The organism is Mesorhizobium sp. M0808 (assembly GCF_040320025.1).
Classification (GTDB): domain Bacteria; phylum Pseudomonadota; class Alphaproteobacteria; order Rhizobiales; family Rhizobiaceae; genus Mesorhizobium.
Genome location: NZ_JAMYOX010000042.1, coordinates 1 through 14,536 on the forward strand (window position 1 = coordinate 1; position 14,536 = coordinate 14,536).

A 14,536-nucleotide genomic window follows, 5' to 3' on the forward strand; every position below is an offset into this window, starting at 1 on the left:
AGCGCAATGAGGATTTAGATCAGGCTGCGTCGTCCCGACAACATGCACGCTCAGCCGTCGCATCCCCCCGGCAGATGGGCATGGGAGCCGAAGGTCCAAGTGGGATGACGCCAGTGTTTCTGCAGCCGGGATGTTATTTTGCAAGCGCAGGTCTGCACCTGCATCCTTTGGCGCTATTATACGTTTCCCCGCGACGAAGGTGCTCCGGACCGGCGGCCATGTCGAAGAAAACAACCGAGGACCCTTACGAAGGTAAAGTGCAACTTGAGCGGCCGCCCGACCCGGAGGGCCGCGGACGCAATGCCGAATGGCCGTCAGAGATTCCTGGCCGCGGCTGGAAGGACGTGCTGTGGCGGGTCTTCGCTGAGCTCACAGAGGACCGTGTTATGCTTATCGCGGCCGGGGCCGCATTCTATCTGCTTCTTGCCCTCTTTCCAGCGCTTGCCGCCTTCGTGTCCATCTACGGTTTCGTCGCCGATCCTCAGACCATCGCTGAGCACGTTGCGTTCCTTGGCGGCGTACTGCCCTCGGGAGGTCTGGATATCATCAGATCTCAGCTTGCGTCCTTAGCCGCTCAGAAGACTGGCGCGCTCAGCTTCGGCTTCATCTTCGGCCTTGCCGTCACACTGTGGAGCGCCAGTAACGGCATAAAGACGCTATTCGAAGCCATGAACATCGCCTACGAGGAGAGAGAAAAGCGCGGCTTCATCCACCTGAATCTCCTGGCCTTGGGCTTCACACTTGGCGCCATCCTCATTGGCATCGGCTTTATCGTCTCGGTGGGGATTGTGCCGGCCGTGCTTGCGCTGCTGAACCTCGGCGGCTGGATCGAAGCCCTTGTGCGGATCCTTCGGTGGCCGATGATGCTCATCATGGTTGGCGTCGGGACCACGCTGATTTACCGCTACGGGCCCAGCCGTGAAAGGGCAAAGTGGAAATGGGCGACATGGGGCGCCTTCCTCGCGGCTGTGGTCTGGATCGCAGTCTCGATAGGATTCTCCTACTATCTTGAAAACTTCGCCAACTACAACGCGACGTATGGAGCCCTTGGGGCAGTCATCGGCTTGATGATGTGGACTTGGATTTCTGTGATTATCCTGGTTGTAGGTGCGGAGCTAAATTCAGAGATGGAGCATCAGACAGCGATGGACACCACCACAGGTGCGCAGCAGCCGATGGGTGCGCGAGGTGCCACGGTCGCCGACACGCTGGGCGGATCGGCCGATGCCGCCGACCAGCAGTCGCGTTTTGACGAGCGCAACGCGTAGCGCGCAGATCACTTTGCACGCCATGGTCAAGCGGCTGTAACCAACGCCGCGGAGCGTGGCCAGAACGGCTCAAGGCGCTGATCGCCCGGCTTGCCCAGGTGACTGGCGATCTCACCATCCAGAAGCAACGCAAAAGCGCCGTCGCCGATGCCGAACCCCTCGCCAGCCTCGACGAGGTCATTGTTCTGCTCAAGCGTCAGAGCCGCCGACTTGAAGGGCGAGATCGCCTCGCTAATCGACGACGACCCGCTGTGGGCCTGTCTCGATTAGGTCTTCCGTTCGGTCAAGGGTGTCGCCCGATACTCCTGATGGCCGAGTTGCCCGAGATTGGCACCCTTTCCAATAAGGCCATCGCCAAACTCGTAGGCTTGGCGCCGATCGCCAGTGACAGCGGCAGGCGCAGCGGTCGAAGACCGGTGCGCGGCGGCCGTGAAGGTCCGCGCTCCAGCCTCTCCCTCGTCGCGCTCACCGTCGCCAGATATGGTCCCCACCCCGGCGCCTTCCATCAGAGTTGAAGCAGGCAGGAAAGGAAAAGATGGTGATTCGCATTGCGCTCGCCCGCAAGCTACTCGTCATTCCGAATGCAAAGGCACGCGATGCGCGCACCGAGTTGGAAAATGCAACTTGGACACCCCAGCCAGTCGCTCATTGGGAACCAACGGGCCTTACCTCCGTTTGCTCCTCGAATGGAGGAAACCATGAACAACCGGAATTCTGAACGGCGTCCCCCGACTGCGGTAAGAGCTGGTGACGGTACCTCGGAAGACATAGGAGCGACCGTAAGCGGCGCGTTATCCAAAGCGTCGGACATAGCACAAGGGGCAGCGGGAACCGCCAAACGGGCGGCCGCTGGTGGCGCGTCGACCGTGACCAATCAGGTGAAGGAGATGTTGGACCGTCAGGTCGGCAGCGGCGCCGAGGTGATCGGCCAGCTGGCGAGCTCGACCAAACGTGCGGCCGAGGACCTCGACACAAATGCACCGATAGTCGCTGGGGTCGTGCGCACCTTCGCGAATAGGCTTGATGGATACGCAGACGACCTGCGAGACAGATCCGTCGATCAACTGGTTCTTGCAGCGTCCGATTTGGCCAGGCGCAAGCCGGGTTTGGTGTTTGGGCTGGCCGCCGTAGCGGGTTTTTTGACATTCCGCACACTGAAGAGCGCGCCTCCCGCTCCAGAATCCATCAAGGAAAGGCGGCAGGGAGCGAACTGATCTGATGGCACAGGAACAACTGAAGAATTCGCCTCTCCCTCAAGCACTGTCGGCAGTGTTGGCGGACGTCGCGGACCTCTTTCAGAAAGAGTTGCGCCTGGCGCATGCGGAGCTGTCCGCCAACGTCTCAACGAAGCTCCAAGCAGGTGTGTGGATGTCTGCTGCTGGCGCGCTGGGAGTGGTCGCCGCTCTGCTTCTAATGCAAGCCCTCGTACTTGGAATCGCGAGCTTAGGGATAGCTCTGCACTGGTCGTGTCTGATCGTCGCGGCCGCAACGGCGGCTGCCGCTGCTTTCGCCTACTATAGGGGCCGCGCTGATGCGCAAAAAGAACTTCTGCCGACACACTCCATAAGCCAGATAAAGCAGGATATTGCGACAACCAAGGAGCAACTAACATGAGCCGCAATTCACAGGTCCAGGATTTTGGAACGAAAGAATGGCTTCTCAGCTCCGCTAGGAACAATCCCGAAGGCCTTCTGCTCGTCGCAGCAGGGTGCGCGCTGCTAATGCGCAGCCGCGGTTCAAGTGCCGGGCATCGCGAGCAATCCCGTGGAACCAACGGGCGCCAAAATGCTCCGCACGTACGCACCGCCAGCGGCGGGGCGTCAAAAACGCAGGAAGAGGCTAGCGAGACAGCAGAGGCCATGCGCGACAATTTAGCCGGCATTGGGGAGAAGGTGAGTGAAACCGCAAGTCACTACGCATCATCGGCCGCGGCATACGCAGAACAGGCCGGTCGCACCGTATCCGAGAAGTCAGGGCGCGTGGTGCAGCAAGCCCAATCAACGTTCCAGGACACGATTGGCCGCATGGTGGAAGAACAACCATTGGCTTTTGTCCTGGCCGGCTTCGCAGCCGGTGCCGCTATAGCTGCTGCTTTACCGGCCAGCGATGTCGAGAGGCGCACGCTCGGCCCAGTAGGAGAGCGATTGACGGATGCTGCTGAAAAAGCTGGGGACCGATTGAAGTCTTCGACAGCAAAGGCGGGCGAACGGCTCAAGAGCGCAGCCGAGGAACGTGGGCTGAATTCGGACGGCCTCAAGGAGGTCGCAAGGGACGTTGCGGGCGCCTTTGGAAGCGCCTTATCAGAAGAGCAATCAAGTGAACCCGTGCAGCCGTCTTCGCCAAGCCCAAGTGGATCGAGCGGTCCATCCACCGCCAAGCTGCAACCGGGCAGCGCCACCCCTTCGGAAGGAATAACGGCCAAATCGCAGCGGTCGGACAACCCTCGGTCGAGCAAACCTGCCCGCCCCGGTGGCAAGAGAGATTTATGATGGCCGATCCGCAACTTGAGCATCTTGAATACGAAGTTGAGGCTGCCCGGGCTAAGCTCGCCGAGGATTTGTCGACACTTCGGTCGCCAAACATGCTCTCCGAGTTTACCGACGATTTGAAACACGAAGCGCTTGAGGCAAAGGATGCGCTAGTGGAGAAAGCAAGAGCCTCAATGCAATCGGTGGCGCAGGCGATTATTGACGATCTCAAGGCAAAGGCGGCTGCCAATCCGAGCGCTGCTTTGGCGATTGGGGCCGGTTTGGGGTGGCGTTTCCTCCGCCGTCCGCCGATCGCAACCGCACTTGTCGGAGCGGGATTGTTCAGCTTATTGCGGACCAATTCAGCCCGGCCACCCGGCGAGCAGCAGGTGGATCACCTATCGTACGCCAAGGAGCGCCTGAAGGAGCAATCTAGTGATTTGGCGGAAAGCGTCAGTGATTTCGCTCTTGAAACGGCTGGTAAAATAAAACGCGAAGCTGCCGAGTTGACCGGCGTGGCCACGGAAACTGTTAAAGAGAAGACAGAACGCCTGGCTGCGGGTATCCGCCATAGCGGCGTTGGGCCGCACGAGGGCGAGACTGCCGCAAGAGCATCCGCACCCTTCGATGAAGCTTCGTTAGCTGTTCAAGACGCATCGGGCGATGAGCATACCGAGGACAAACTCCTTCTGGCGGCCGCAGGTTTAGCAGTCGCCGCGGCTGTCGGCTTTGCCTATCAACGACGTCTGAATGAGCAGATGGACACCGACCGAACTGGAAGAGCGTAGACAGAGGTCATTGCAGAGAAACAGTCGTCCTGAAGGCAAAGTATGATGCCGCGCTCACATTTATCGAGTCCCGACGAGTTCAGCCATCGGATTGCATATTCTGGAACCACGAACGGCGCAATGACGTTGCGCACGGCGGAGAAGATCGGACAAAGCGGTCAACCCCTTCGAGCATGATGATCGTCGGCCGGTCGGTCACGGCTTTCAGCGAAACCGCCGAAAGCGTTTGACACGTCTCTGGCTTGTTTTTCTTTCTCGGTAGCCAACTTCCTACACTCCGATGTGCCAGCACGGTCGGCTGTCGGCGACCACGGTCGCCATACCGTGTTCCACGCCAACAGAAAAAACCCGCCTCGACTGCCGCTGAGCGCGCGCATCCCCGCGTCTGGAACGCTTCAAATACTTTGCCGTTGTTAAAGGCACTTGCAGGAGCCGGGCATGAGAGTATTCCAACGAATTTTGCCGCTCGCCGTGTTCGCGTTGCAACTCTTTGCCGTGCAGTCATTTGCTCAGACCGAGCAGCAAGATCTGCCGGGGCAAGGCGCATCATCGACAACCGAAGATGCCGAGGATGTCGGCGTCGACGTTTCGCTTGGCAGGCACGAAGTGAAACAGCAGGTCGCAAGGGAGCTTGGAATATCCGAGGTAGAAGTGCCTCTGGCAGTTCATGTGCCTATCGAGCTCGCCAAGCGGGTCTGCGAGAAAGAGGTATTCGACGCACGCGCCAATGTGAACCGAAGCTGCACGGCGACGAAATACATCCCGGAAATTGCCGAAGCAGCACGAAATCGTCCGCAAACCTCTGCCGTTCCGGAGCAATAGGCGAAGACGAATACTATGGGATAGAGAAGGGGTGCTTGGCTACTCTGGGCGATCGAGAAAGCGCCGCCCCGAGAGTGTGGAGCGCTTGCGCGTAAGTTTTCAGGCAGCGTCGATATTCGCTTGGCTTCCCCAGAGGATGAACCAGGCTTCGACAAAAGGCGCACACCAGATTGGGAAGGCAACCTTCGACCGGCAGGGCGGAGACTGCTTGTTAGCAGCATCTTGATGATCGCCAGACTGACGAGATTCTCTGGTCAGCATAGTAGCTTTTTGAGACTCCCCGCCTTTTAGGTATACTTTCCCTGACTGTCGACAATTTGTTTGGGCGTCGTCAGCTATGAGCGACCATCGCGCTTCCGCCCTGATCGGGAGACAGCGCAGATGGAAACGAACTGTTGCGGCGCCTGAGCGCGCCGGATCTGGCGTTGCTGCAGCCTCACCTCGAAGCCCGTCACTTGGGACTGAGGACGCACCTGGAGCAGGCCTCGGTCCCGATCGACACCGTCTATTTCTTCAAGAGCGGCCTCGGCTGGGGCCTGCCGGCGAAATAGGATCGAACTCCCGCTCGAGCGGAATTGTTCCCTAGTATTCATGCAGGACAGGCGCGCCCTCATGCGATTTCGTGTGCAATGATGGGTCAAAATGTTTGGTAGAGACTTTTGAGCGGGGATTGGATAACTGGCTCGCGCGAAGCCCCCGTACCCCTTCATTCCGGCACACGCCACCCTCAGGAACGCTTCTGGAATACCTCGCCGTGAATGGGGCTCGGGTATTTGATAGAGAACGCGTCTCGGTTTGCCGGTGACGTGCCGTGCAGTTGCCAAGCCATAAGCTTCTCCAAACCTGCGAGTTGATCCAGTCGACGCACCCGGTCGCTTCACAGACGATACGCCCGCGCTCCAAGCCGCGTAGCTCTCGGCGGTCGCTACATCCAACTGCAGATGTACTCGAGAATCCCCGAGCCTCCAATTTCGTCGAAGCACCGTTACGAAGCATTGGACCGCGGGATCGCTTCCAGCATGTCTGCTCTGTGTGAGAGGATCGCCAGGGAATGAGTTCGATGTGGAGGTCGAACTTCCCTGGCACCAGCCGTGGCTCGATGCCGCCGTCGAGCCAACCCAGCCGGATCAGCCCACTCGAATACCGATAGTTCCCATGAAAAGTCCTGGCCGGAAATCTGCGCCCAGATCAAGGGTCCCGCCCCCAATAGCGGGCGCAGCCTGCAGGATGTGGCGCTGCATGTGCGCGACGACAAATTGGTTACCCGCGGCTGGGCCCCGGAGCGGATCGGGATCCCGCGCCAAGCTCGGCGGAGGAGACAACGAGTCAATCGACAACTGGATGGCGGCGGGCGCGCCTTGTCCGGCAAAATCCATGAAAGGCAAAGTCAGTTTGGCTCGGCGGTGGTCGAGCGACGACTGGCAGCTCAAGCCGGCGATGCTGGCGCTTCGCCGTGGACCCGAATGCCTTTGGCAACCTTTCAGAGCTCTTTGGCCCGTGCGCGCGAGACGTCGTTCCGGTCAACAATGGCCAAGCCCCCGAAGAGGACAACGAAACCGACGATTGCGATCCAGCCGATGATCTGTCGTATCCGCTCCTGCCCCTCGGGCATTTGAAGCGCCTCGACCTTCGGCCACATTACGTTGATATACCCATCCGGCTCTGCGATTAGGCCTTGGTCCTCCGTGTCGATTTCGAGCATTACGCCTTTGATGGGGCCCTTCGTCATCACCATGACATGGGCAGGAGCTTCTCGTGCGATCACTTCCCCGTTGCGGCTCACCTGTGCCCAGCCCCAAAGGGCGATTTCCGGCCGTACCTTCGGCAGCTTGCCCGTGCCGATGCCAGTGTTGCCGTGCATCTCGTGTTCATACGCTACGCCTGACCATGTCGTATATTTTCCGAGCGGGTGGCGCGGCATTGGCTTGTCAATGCTGACCGTATAGGCGACGTCGCCGGAGGTGAACCCGGCCGAGACTCGCAAACCATCCGTGTTCTGAACGTGCGACCAGCGGTTGCCCATTTCCACGGTTTGGATTGCAATGGTGCCGTTCATAGGCACGGTGCTGTTCATTGCGTACGGATCGGCCCCGGTCACCCGCATGCCCTCGCCTGAAGCCCGTGCGGTTGCGATCAAACCGTCGGTGCCCCTCGATTGAGCGTGGGCAGGTTCGGCAGGGACACCCAGCAGGACGGCTAGCGTGCCGATCCCAGCCAGGCCGATTACCCGTCGCTTCTTCATCAGCCAACCGCCGACCCACCAGCCGATAAGTGCCGAAACGAAACCGCCTGGAAACGACAGCCACCAAAGATCCCTGTAGCCGGAATAATGAGGCTGATCGAGCGGCAGGCCACGTGGGCCCAGATACATGCTGTAAGTGGTCCAGACGAAGGCGAGCATGAGCGCGCCGATGGTCCAGCCCAGCCGGCCGGCACCGGCGTAAGCAGTCCAGACACAGACAAAAACGAAGCTGATCAAAAGGTGCTGGACGAAGAAGGTGATGCCTGGGAAGTCGCGCAATAGCACCGTCTGGGTCAAAACACAGTCTGCCGCAACGATGATCACAGCAGTAACGAGCCCGTAGACAACGAACCGCCACGTCTCCCCACGTTCGGTCTCAGCAACAACATGGTTTCGCCGCCAAAGCCACAGCGCCATCAGATAACCACCTAGGATCGCTAAGAAGTGCACCGGCACGCCGGTAATCCACAGGTGATTGAAGTCGAGCCATTCGGGTTCCTGCGGCAGCCCCACGGGCGCAAGCCATTGATAGTAAATCTCCAGAATGAGCGTGTGGACCGCCGTCAGGACCAAGCCTGGAATGATCCCGATGCCGAGAAAAGCCGTACCAAATAGAAAGACGGTTGCGATCAGGAAAGTCTTGGTTATCCAATAGGTCCAGTATGGATCATTCTCCCAAAGCAGGCCGTGCGCGATGGACGCATCGACGAATATGGCCGAAAGCGCCACAAGAATGCTGAACTTAATTGTATCTTTTGCGAGCAAAAACATCTGCACGCTCCCGCATTGCGCGATATTAACGCCAGTTTTCCATGTAAGTTCCCTGGTTGGGCTGGGCTGACAGGGACCTCTGCCCGTCGCTGGCGCCCTCTGTCCGCGCTCGGGACGAACTTTCTCCGATCCGGCTTGGCATTCATCGGTGCCCGCCCACGCAACTGCTCAGTCATTTTCTCGGGCATCTCCGCTCGCGACCTCGTTCCGAACGTTTTAACACGCCCATTCGAGCTTGATCTCGCCGAGCGCGGCGCTAGCCCTTCCGATCTGGCTATTGCCATGCGTATTTGACCAGGCTTGCGCAGACGAACGCTTTACGCCGCAAGTCGCTCGTCGTAGCAATTTCTCGAAATGCAGCTCGACGACCGCCTGCTACAGTCAGCCTTGTTCGTCGCCCAGCGTTCACGAAGGGGACTCGCTAGCGGACGAATCCCCATCACCCAGTTCACGATCCTACGTTCCCACCCGCTCACCGCTTGGCGCTGTCGCTGTCCGCTTCGGCCCGCGCAAGGAACTGCTCGGTCGTGGAGGGAAGATGGCTTTTCAGCCAATCCGCCATCGCGACTTCCTCTCGCAGATTCTCTTCGCAAGCCCGAAGGACCTCGGTTTCGCCGAGCGATCGAGCAGCGGCGATCAGGATCGTGTAGGAGGCGATTTCCATGTGCTCGAACGTGTAGCTCGCCAGCGATCCTTTCATCACCTCGTCTCCGGCGAAGACGCCGCTCAGCGATTGCGCCATCGCCGTCAGCTTACCGCCAGCGTCCTTCATCGTGGATGAACCCTCGTCCATCTGATCGAGACAGGTCTTCAGCCGGGCAGCCTGCTGCTTCGTTTCGTCGAGGTGCTGTCGGATCCGGTCGCTCAGTTCGGGATAATTCTCGATACGGCTCAACTGCCCGTTCAACATCGTTTCGGCCTGCTCTTCCATGGCATGAGCATCTCTAAGCCATTGGACAAACCATTCGCGGCTTTCTGACATTTCGAATCTCCTTTGCGGCCTAAGGAAAAAACTTTCAGAAGAGGACATTGTTCCGGAGCAGAGCCCGCCGAACGGCTCTTGACAGTCGTGGCAGGTCTCAATTCACCTCGCGAAAATCCTGCAGCGATGCGTGGGAAACGCCAAGATCGCGGAAGACCGGCGCAAGGAAAACGGCCCGTGGACGCTCGCCGCTGCGCCGCTCCATTACAAAGTCCAACTGGCACTGGCCGCTTCCTGGCCATCCGACGCGGCGACATACGGCGACATATTGAAGGTCCCCGCATGGCATACTGCGACCGCTGCATGTCGTTCCTGGCAAGTAAGAACGGCAAGCAGATGAAGCTACCAGCGCTCGGCGAAGCTGAAGTGGATTCTCGACGAGGCGCTTATCGCGGCGGCTGGCGCTCCGCATTGAGCCTTGTGCCTCACCGCACCACCGCAGTCACAAGGAACGCGACGGCCTCTCCGCTCGTTGATTGGTTTTCGAATCGAGCCGCCGTCATGCCCTCCACATCGATCCGCAAGATGGAATATGATCTGGATAGAAGGACCCTCTCGGTGTGGTTCGTCGCCAGCGGCAAGCGGTACGAGTTTGAGGGGGTACCGCCGGAAACCTTTGCCGCGTTCCGGGCCGCGTTCGCCAAGGGCCGCTATTTCAACGACCAGATCCGCAACAATTTCCGCTACCGTGTGGTTGCGAGCGATAGCGACCCGGGATGACCTGACCTGCCGGCGGCTCAATCGTCCTGTCGCTCCAACCGGCGGTTGGTGGACGCGTTGCCGCTGTTGCGCTTAGGGTTGGTTACGGTCCGCGCTCACTTGGCAAGCCCAACCCCCCGCATCCCCCCGCCTGGTGCAAAGCGTTTGATCGGTCCCGCCGTTCTGGCAGTGCGGCGGGACTTTTTTGCGGTCCAGGTGGAACATCGGCGCGCGGGGAAGGCGCGGTGCACGCAGCACCCTTTTCTCATCCAACGTACGTCGGTGGCGCGCTGAAGGGTCTCAACGTCGGTCTGCCGGAGCTCAACTAGCTGGACTATTGCTCGACCGGAAGCGGCTCGTGCTGCGGCTCAGCGTGGTGGAACACCTGTCCAAGATCGCGCGCGTCGAACGTTTGGCCGCAGACTGGGCAGTAGACCATGTGCTTCGACTCGTCCTCTACCGGCCCGTCATGCGGCCTGCCCTCATAGCCGGTCGCGATGTTGTCGGTTCTAATCCGGGGCATCTGCAAGTGCCTTTGGTCGTTTTGGCGGCCGATACTTCTCCACCAACCGGACCTTCTCACGGTCGACCGTGACCAATGGCCCGAGGTCGATCGTCACAGTGTTCTCGTCGATGCGCGTGACCTCGCCTTTTAGGTCGATTTGCTGGCCTCGGTTCACCTTGGTGTGATCGATGATGGAATGTGGGAAGTCGTAACCTGGGATCGAGACCCTTACGCGGTCCTCTGTTACCCGCGTCAGAACCCTGGCCGTAATCGCCACCTGGTCACCAATGCCTATTCCCCGAGCCATGCCATGGATTCTGGTGCGGGCAGTGTCTTCTTCAAGAGGCTTCTAATATACGCCAGCCATCCTAAGGCTGACCTACGACCAGAGTTACAAAAGTTGAACTTGATCGGGGAACACTCCTTCTGTCTGCCTGTTGGATTTGCCAGCGCACCCCGCGCATTCAGACAGGAGAAAGAAGATGAAACGCATCCTTTTGGCTTCGGCCGTGCTGGCGATGTCGGCCGGGCTTTCCTTTGCCCAGACGACCAGCGGAACTTCGAGCGGAACCTCAACGAGCGGAACCTCGACCACGACGACCATGCCCAGCACGACGGATCAGGGCACCGGCACGACGAGCAGCGGGACCAACATGTCCGGCGATCAAGGCACCGACACGACCACCACCAGCGGCACCACAAATCCGAACTCGGCCAGAGACTGCGCGCCCGGCCAGCAGACTGGCAGCGCTCAGCAGGCGGCGCCTGGTCAGCAGGACACGACAGCCAACACCGCCGCGCCAGGCCAGGTGAAAAAGACCGACGAAGGTTGCTGATTGGCACATCGGCACAGGTTGGGATCACCAGCGTGTGGCTGGCCAGCCTCCCCTGACCACCGCCTGAACTCACTCGGCTGGCGAGCAAGTTGCCGCCAGCCGAGCATCAGTCCAGGAACCTTTGCGCATGCGGCTTCTGTTTGCTTTGGGTCAGATAGATATCCGTCTGCTCGCGCATCTTGCCTGAAGGGAGCTGCAGCCGCGCTCAGAGGAGAGGCTAACAGGTGATTTCGATCGACGCGCCGTATTGCCGATAGCGCTAGAGCGATTCGACCCCCTACATCGGACAAACGTTTTCGGGGTTGATCGTTGCGGCCGGCTTTGCAGTGGTTCCGGAGGAACGGAGCTTCCGCCGATTTGCCCGGCGGGCTCAACCCACTAACTGACTGCTGCGAGCCAAAGTCGGCGATCTCAACTCGTAGAAGTGAGCGGACCGTCTCGCCAGCTCCCAAAATTCCGTGGGTGTCAGACCTGTAAAACGGCGGAACTCATGAACGGCCTGCGATTGATCAAAGTAGGCCTCATCGACAAGCTGCGTATGACAGGTTCCTCGCCGAGCACCAGGCCGCACGATGAGCCGCGCTCGCCGTCTGTCGACCTGGTTGCCCCCGTGCTTGAGCGCGAGTCGTGGCGCCGGTGGCCTGAAGGTCGCGACGAATGAAACGCCGGCCCAGTTCAACCCGCGCGACGTCCTTCAAAGCTCGGGGGATCGATCTTCACCAAGCGGTCTGCGGCCTCGACCGCAGTTCGTATCCTGCTGCACAGCGCGAGATTTTCGGCCAGCATTTCTTCAGTGCGTTGAAGCGCGACCTCAGTCCGGTGGATGCGCTGCCTGGCATTGGCAACTTCCGATGTCAAAAGATCGGCCGCCATCCCGTGGGGTTCCGTAGTGTCCATAGGTTTCTAATACATGGGGGGCGATATCGTTCCCTGATATCGGGCCAGAAAAGCGCGATGGGCCGAATCAATGCGCGCCCTGTCAAAACAGCGCCGGAAAGAGGCGAACGGCTTCGGCCGCTCTACATCCCACGGCAGAGGCGATCACGGTCCAGAGGGCCATTGATCTGTTCAGGTACGACTACAACGTAAGCGAAGACACACTCAGGCGGCTGGTGATCAAGCACCGTCTTCACAACCAGACAATGCCCGGTGCTCCGTGGAGAATAACGCTCCTGGTTTGGCTATGGCGCTCGTCGGGGATGATGACGCGCTTGCGCGGTTGAGGCGGGACGATCGCGAGCATCCGGAGGTAACTCGGTATTTCAAGCAGCTCGGCATCCCGCGACCCTGACCTGTTATCAAAAGTTAGGTCGCGGCGACTGTCTAAAATAGACATTAAGTCCTATCCAAGTCGCAGGTAATGGCTGGATCCTCCCGGTTGAAGCTCTTCCCCTTGCGATTGCAGAGACCAATCCCTTCGCGAGTCACTGCTTCGCTATGCCCACGCGTTCCTCATCCAGTCGTCCCGGACGGCACTGGTCAACGGCCACTCAAAAATCGAGGAGCGGCTGGCCCGCTGGTTGCTGATGGTCCAAGACCGGGTCGAAGGAAACAAGATTTACCTGACGCATGAGTTTCTGGCGACCATGGTTGGCACTCGGCGCCCGGGCGTTACCACCGCCCTCCAAATGCTGAGTATCGGGGGCTGGTTCACGCCAGGCGCGGCGAGATCACAATTGTCGACCGGTTGGAATGATACAACTCACACATGGTGCCTACGGCGACGAGGAGCAAAGTCACTTCGGCCTCGCCTCCGCCTAACTGTTCGGAATCGGACAAACTCTTGCAGGCGGCCGAATTGGTGCCATAAATCGTGTTGATTTGGGTTTCAGGGAGGAACTCACATCACTAACACTTTTCACACCGTCACGGTTGAAAGAGCCGCCGAAGCCTATGTCCTCTCCAGGAGGAGCTATTGGCGGCGGCATCCATAATTCACGGTGTGCCCGTCGCTTTCGATGCAAAAACAGCCGATGTCGTAGAACCACGGCTCCATTCGTAGGCCATATATGCCTGCGCTCGCGCAGATGCCCACCTGTCGGACGTTTGTCCGTTACCTGATCGACAATGTCGGCAGGCCGTGCATTTCGATATCCGAGGTTAGCCACGCTGTAATATTTCCGCTTTGCGACCTCACGGATTGGGAACTTGGGGATCTCATTGCGCGAAGCGCGATCGACGCGGGATTTGCGATTGAATTCGAACGCCGCGGGTGCCTAGGACGCCTGTCAAGACTCAATAGCCGAACAGCTGCTTTAGTCATGTGGCTCCCAATCACGGACGGTCAGGTTGCGGCCCCCAAAAAGCCGCCAGGCGGCAACGCGCCTGATATCGCACTTTGAGATTAACTCTGCCGCTTCCTGTTAGCCGAAGTTGCAAGCGGCCCCGCTAACAATCGTGGTTGCGCCTTTAGTGCATCGTGGTTCAGACCGCTGGCGGATTAGAACTCATGTTGGCTTTGCGATCGGCTCGTCGCTGCCGACAATCGGTGACCTATATAAAGGGGCATGTCCACGCGCCGAAAAATCAATGCAACAGCGAAGCTGATTGGAGAGTGGCCTTTAACCCCGGCTGCAACGTTTGGATCGTCCGTCAGAGCGAGGGGTATTTTTCTCGAAATACGCGCCCGCCTTCCAACGGAGTTCAGGAAATTGCTCAATATCGAGTCCCGCGTGCTTACCCTGCGCCTGTCTGAGGGCGCCGAGAATGATGTGCAGGTGGTATTCGGGATCGTATCCAAAGCACTGCAGAATATCGAAGACCTGCCCGTAATCCCCCGTGAAATCGAGGACATTCTGACGATCTCGACGGCCGAACGGCACCGCTGGCTGAAAGATGGTCGCTTGCAGAGCGCCGGGACGAAAACCGTGAAACTCCGCGGGCGGGCAAGGAACATCACCTTTCACGTGTTCGACCCGGAGCACGTGGAGGATGTGCTTGACCGCGACCTGGTTACGGTCTGGCGCGAACAGGACGCAGCGACAGCTGCAGAGAACAGGCGGCGAGCCGCGGGGAAGGCCGCTATGAAACGTGCTCAAAGAAGCGGTCGCGGAACTGCAGCTTCAACTGGCTACGGCCCCGACGAGAACGCGCACTCCAGTTTGCGCGGCTGGGAAGATTTTGAGAATGACGGACTCCTGCGCTGATAGGCCGGG

At 59.3% G+C, this 14,536-nt stretch carries 16 protein-coding genes and 1 pseudogene; 12 read left to right on the forward strand and 5 right to left on the reverse strand.

Annotated features, from left to right (window positions below; translation table 11 throughout):
* Window positions 1-218: 218 nt before the first annotated feature.
* The 8 genes and pseudogenes from NKI25_RS30180 (at window position 219) to NKI25_RS30215 (ending at window position 5,897) form a co-directional block, all read left to right on the forward strand.
* Entirely contained in the window at window positions 219-1,268 is a 1,050-nt protein-coding gene (locus NKI25_RS30180; protein ID WP_352594607.1) for a YihY/virulence factor BrkB family protein, read from the forward strand.
* 62 nt (window positions 1,269-1,330) lie between these two features.
* Window positions 1,331-1,893, forward strand: a pseudogene (locus tag NKI25_RS30185) (transposase); the annotation flags it as partial.
* 241 nt (window positions 1,894-2,134) lie between these two features.
* Window positions 2,135-2,482 carry a hypothetical protein gene (locus NKI25_RS30190; RefSeq protein WP_352594611.1) on the forward strand — a complete coding sequence of 116 codons (348 nt, stop codon included), beginning with the start codon at window positions 2,135-2,137 and terminating at the stop codon, window positions 2,480-2,482.
* A gap of 4 nt (window positions 2,483-2,486) precedes the next feature.
* Entirely contained in the window at window positions 2,487-2,882 is a 396-nt protein-coding gene (locus NKI25_RS30195) for a phage holin family protein (protein ID WP_352594613.1), read from the forward strand.
* The gene (locus NKI25_RS30200; RefSeq protein ID WP_352643330.1) at window positions 2,879-3,757 is read left to right on the forward strand and encodes a hypothetical protein; all 879 of its coding nucleotides are present in this window, start codon (window positions 2,879-2,881) and stop codon (window positions 3,755-3,757) included. The genes NKI25_RS30195 and NKI25_RS30200 overlap by 4 nt, the downstream gene beginning before the upstream one ends.
* On the forward strand, window positions 3,754-4,524 hold the full coding sequence (locus tag NKI25_RS30205) for a hypothetical protein (protein ID WP_352624911.1): 771 nt from the start codon (window positions 3,754-3,756) through the stop codon (window positions 4,522-4,524). Before NKI25_RS30200 ends, NKI25_RS30205 begins: the two co-directional genes overlap by 4 nt.
* 438 nt (window positions 4,525-4,962) lie before the next feature.
* Window positions 4,963-5,346 (forward strand): hypothetical protein, encoded by a 384-nt coding sequence (locus NKI25_RS30210; protein ID WP_352594619.1) that lies wholly within the window; start codon window positions 4,963-4,965, stop codon window positions 5,344-5,346.
* Between the two features lie 395 nt (window positions 5,347-5,741).
* On the forward strand, window positions 5,742-5,897 hold the full coding sequence (locus NKI25_RS30215; protein WP_352594621.1) for a hypothetical protein: 156 nt from the start codon (window positions 5,742-5,744) through the stop codon (window positions 5,895-5,897).
* 929 nt (window positions 5,898-6,826) lie between these two features.
* Here NKI25_RS30215 and NKI25_RS30220 read toward each other — a convergent pair.
* On the reverse strand, window positions 6,827-8,359 hold the full coding sequence (locus tag NKI25_RS30220) for a hypothetical protein (RefSeq protein ID WP_353000188.1): 1,533 nt from the start codon (window positions 8,357-8,359) through the stop codon (window positions 6,827-6,829).
* Window positions 8,360-8,831: 472 nt separating this feature from the next.
* Window positions 8,832-9,341: a ferritin-like domain-containing protein gene (locus NKI25_RS30225; RefSeq protein ID WP_352594625.1), complete on the reverse strand. Its 510-nt coding sequence runs from the start codon at window positions 9,339-9,341 to the stop codon at window positions 8,832-8,834.
* A gap of 282 nt (window positions 9,342-9,623) precedes the next feature.
* Here NKI25_RS30225 and NKI25_RS30230 point away from each other — a divergent pair, with 282 nt between their 5' ends.
* Entirely contained in the window at window positions 9,624-10,061 is a 438-nt protein-coding gene (locus NKI25_RS30230) for a KTSC domain-containing protein (protein WP_352643340.1), read from the forward strand.
* Window positions 10,062-10,374: 313 nt separating this feature from the next.
* Here NKI25_RS30230 and NKI25_RS30235 read toward each other — a convergent pair whose 3' ends face one another.
* Together NKI25_RS30235 and NKI25_RS30240 are read right to left on the reverse strand one after the other, a co-directional pair.
* Complete coding sequence (locus NKI25_RS30235; RefSeq protein ID WP_352643653.1) at window positions 10,375-10,563, reverse strand: hypothetical protein; 189 nt, start codon at window positions 10,561-10,563, stop codon at window positions 10,375-10,377.
* Window positions 10,550-10,852 (reverse strand): hypothetical protein, encoded by a 303-nt coding sequence (locus NKI25_RS30240; protein ID WP_353000189.1) that lies wholly within the window; start codon window positions 10,850-10,852, stop codon window positions 10,550-10,552. The genes NKI25_RS30235 and NKI25_RS30240 overlap by 14 nt, the downstream gene beginning before the upstream one ends.
* Before the next feature lie 175 nt (window positions 10,853-11,027).
* On the opposite strand from NKI25_RS30240, the gene NKI25_RS30245 reads away from it, so the two are divergent.
* A complete protein-coding gene (locus tag NKI25_RS30245) occupies window positions 11,028-11,381 on the forward strand; it encodes a hypothetical protein (RefSeq protein WP_353000190.1) in 354 nt (117 codons plus the stop codon).
* Window positions 11,382-12,056: 675 nt separating this feature from the next.
* Here NKI25_RS30245 and NKI25_RS30250 read toward each other — a convergent pair.
* Window positions 12,057-12,254: a hypothetical protein gene (locus NKI25_RS30250; RefSeq protein WP_352594633.1), complete on the reverse strand. Its 198-nt coding sequence runs from the start codon at window positions 12,252-12,254 to the stop codon at window positions 12,057-12,059.
* 653 nt (window positions 12,255-12,907) lie between these two features.
* Between NKI25_RS30250 and NKI25_RS30255 the strand changes: the two genes are divergently transcribed.
* Entirely contained in the window at window positions 12,908-13,201 is a 294-nt protein-coding gene (locus NKI25_RS30255) for a hypothetical protein (protein WP_352625738.1), read from the forward strand.
* Between the two features lie 687 nt (window positions 13,202-13,888).
* Window positions 13,889-14,527 carry a hypothetical protein gene (locus tag NKI25_RS30260; protein WP_352594637.1) on the forward strand — a complete coding sequence of 213 codons (639 nt, stop codon included), beginning with the start codon at window positions 13,889-13,891 and terminating at the stop codon, window positions 14,525-14,527.
* Window positions 14,528-14,536 lie beyond the last annotated feature (9 nt).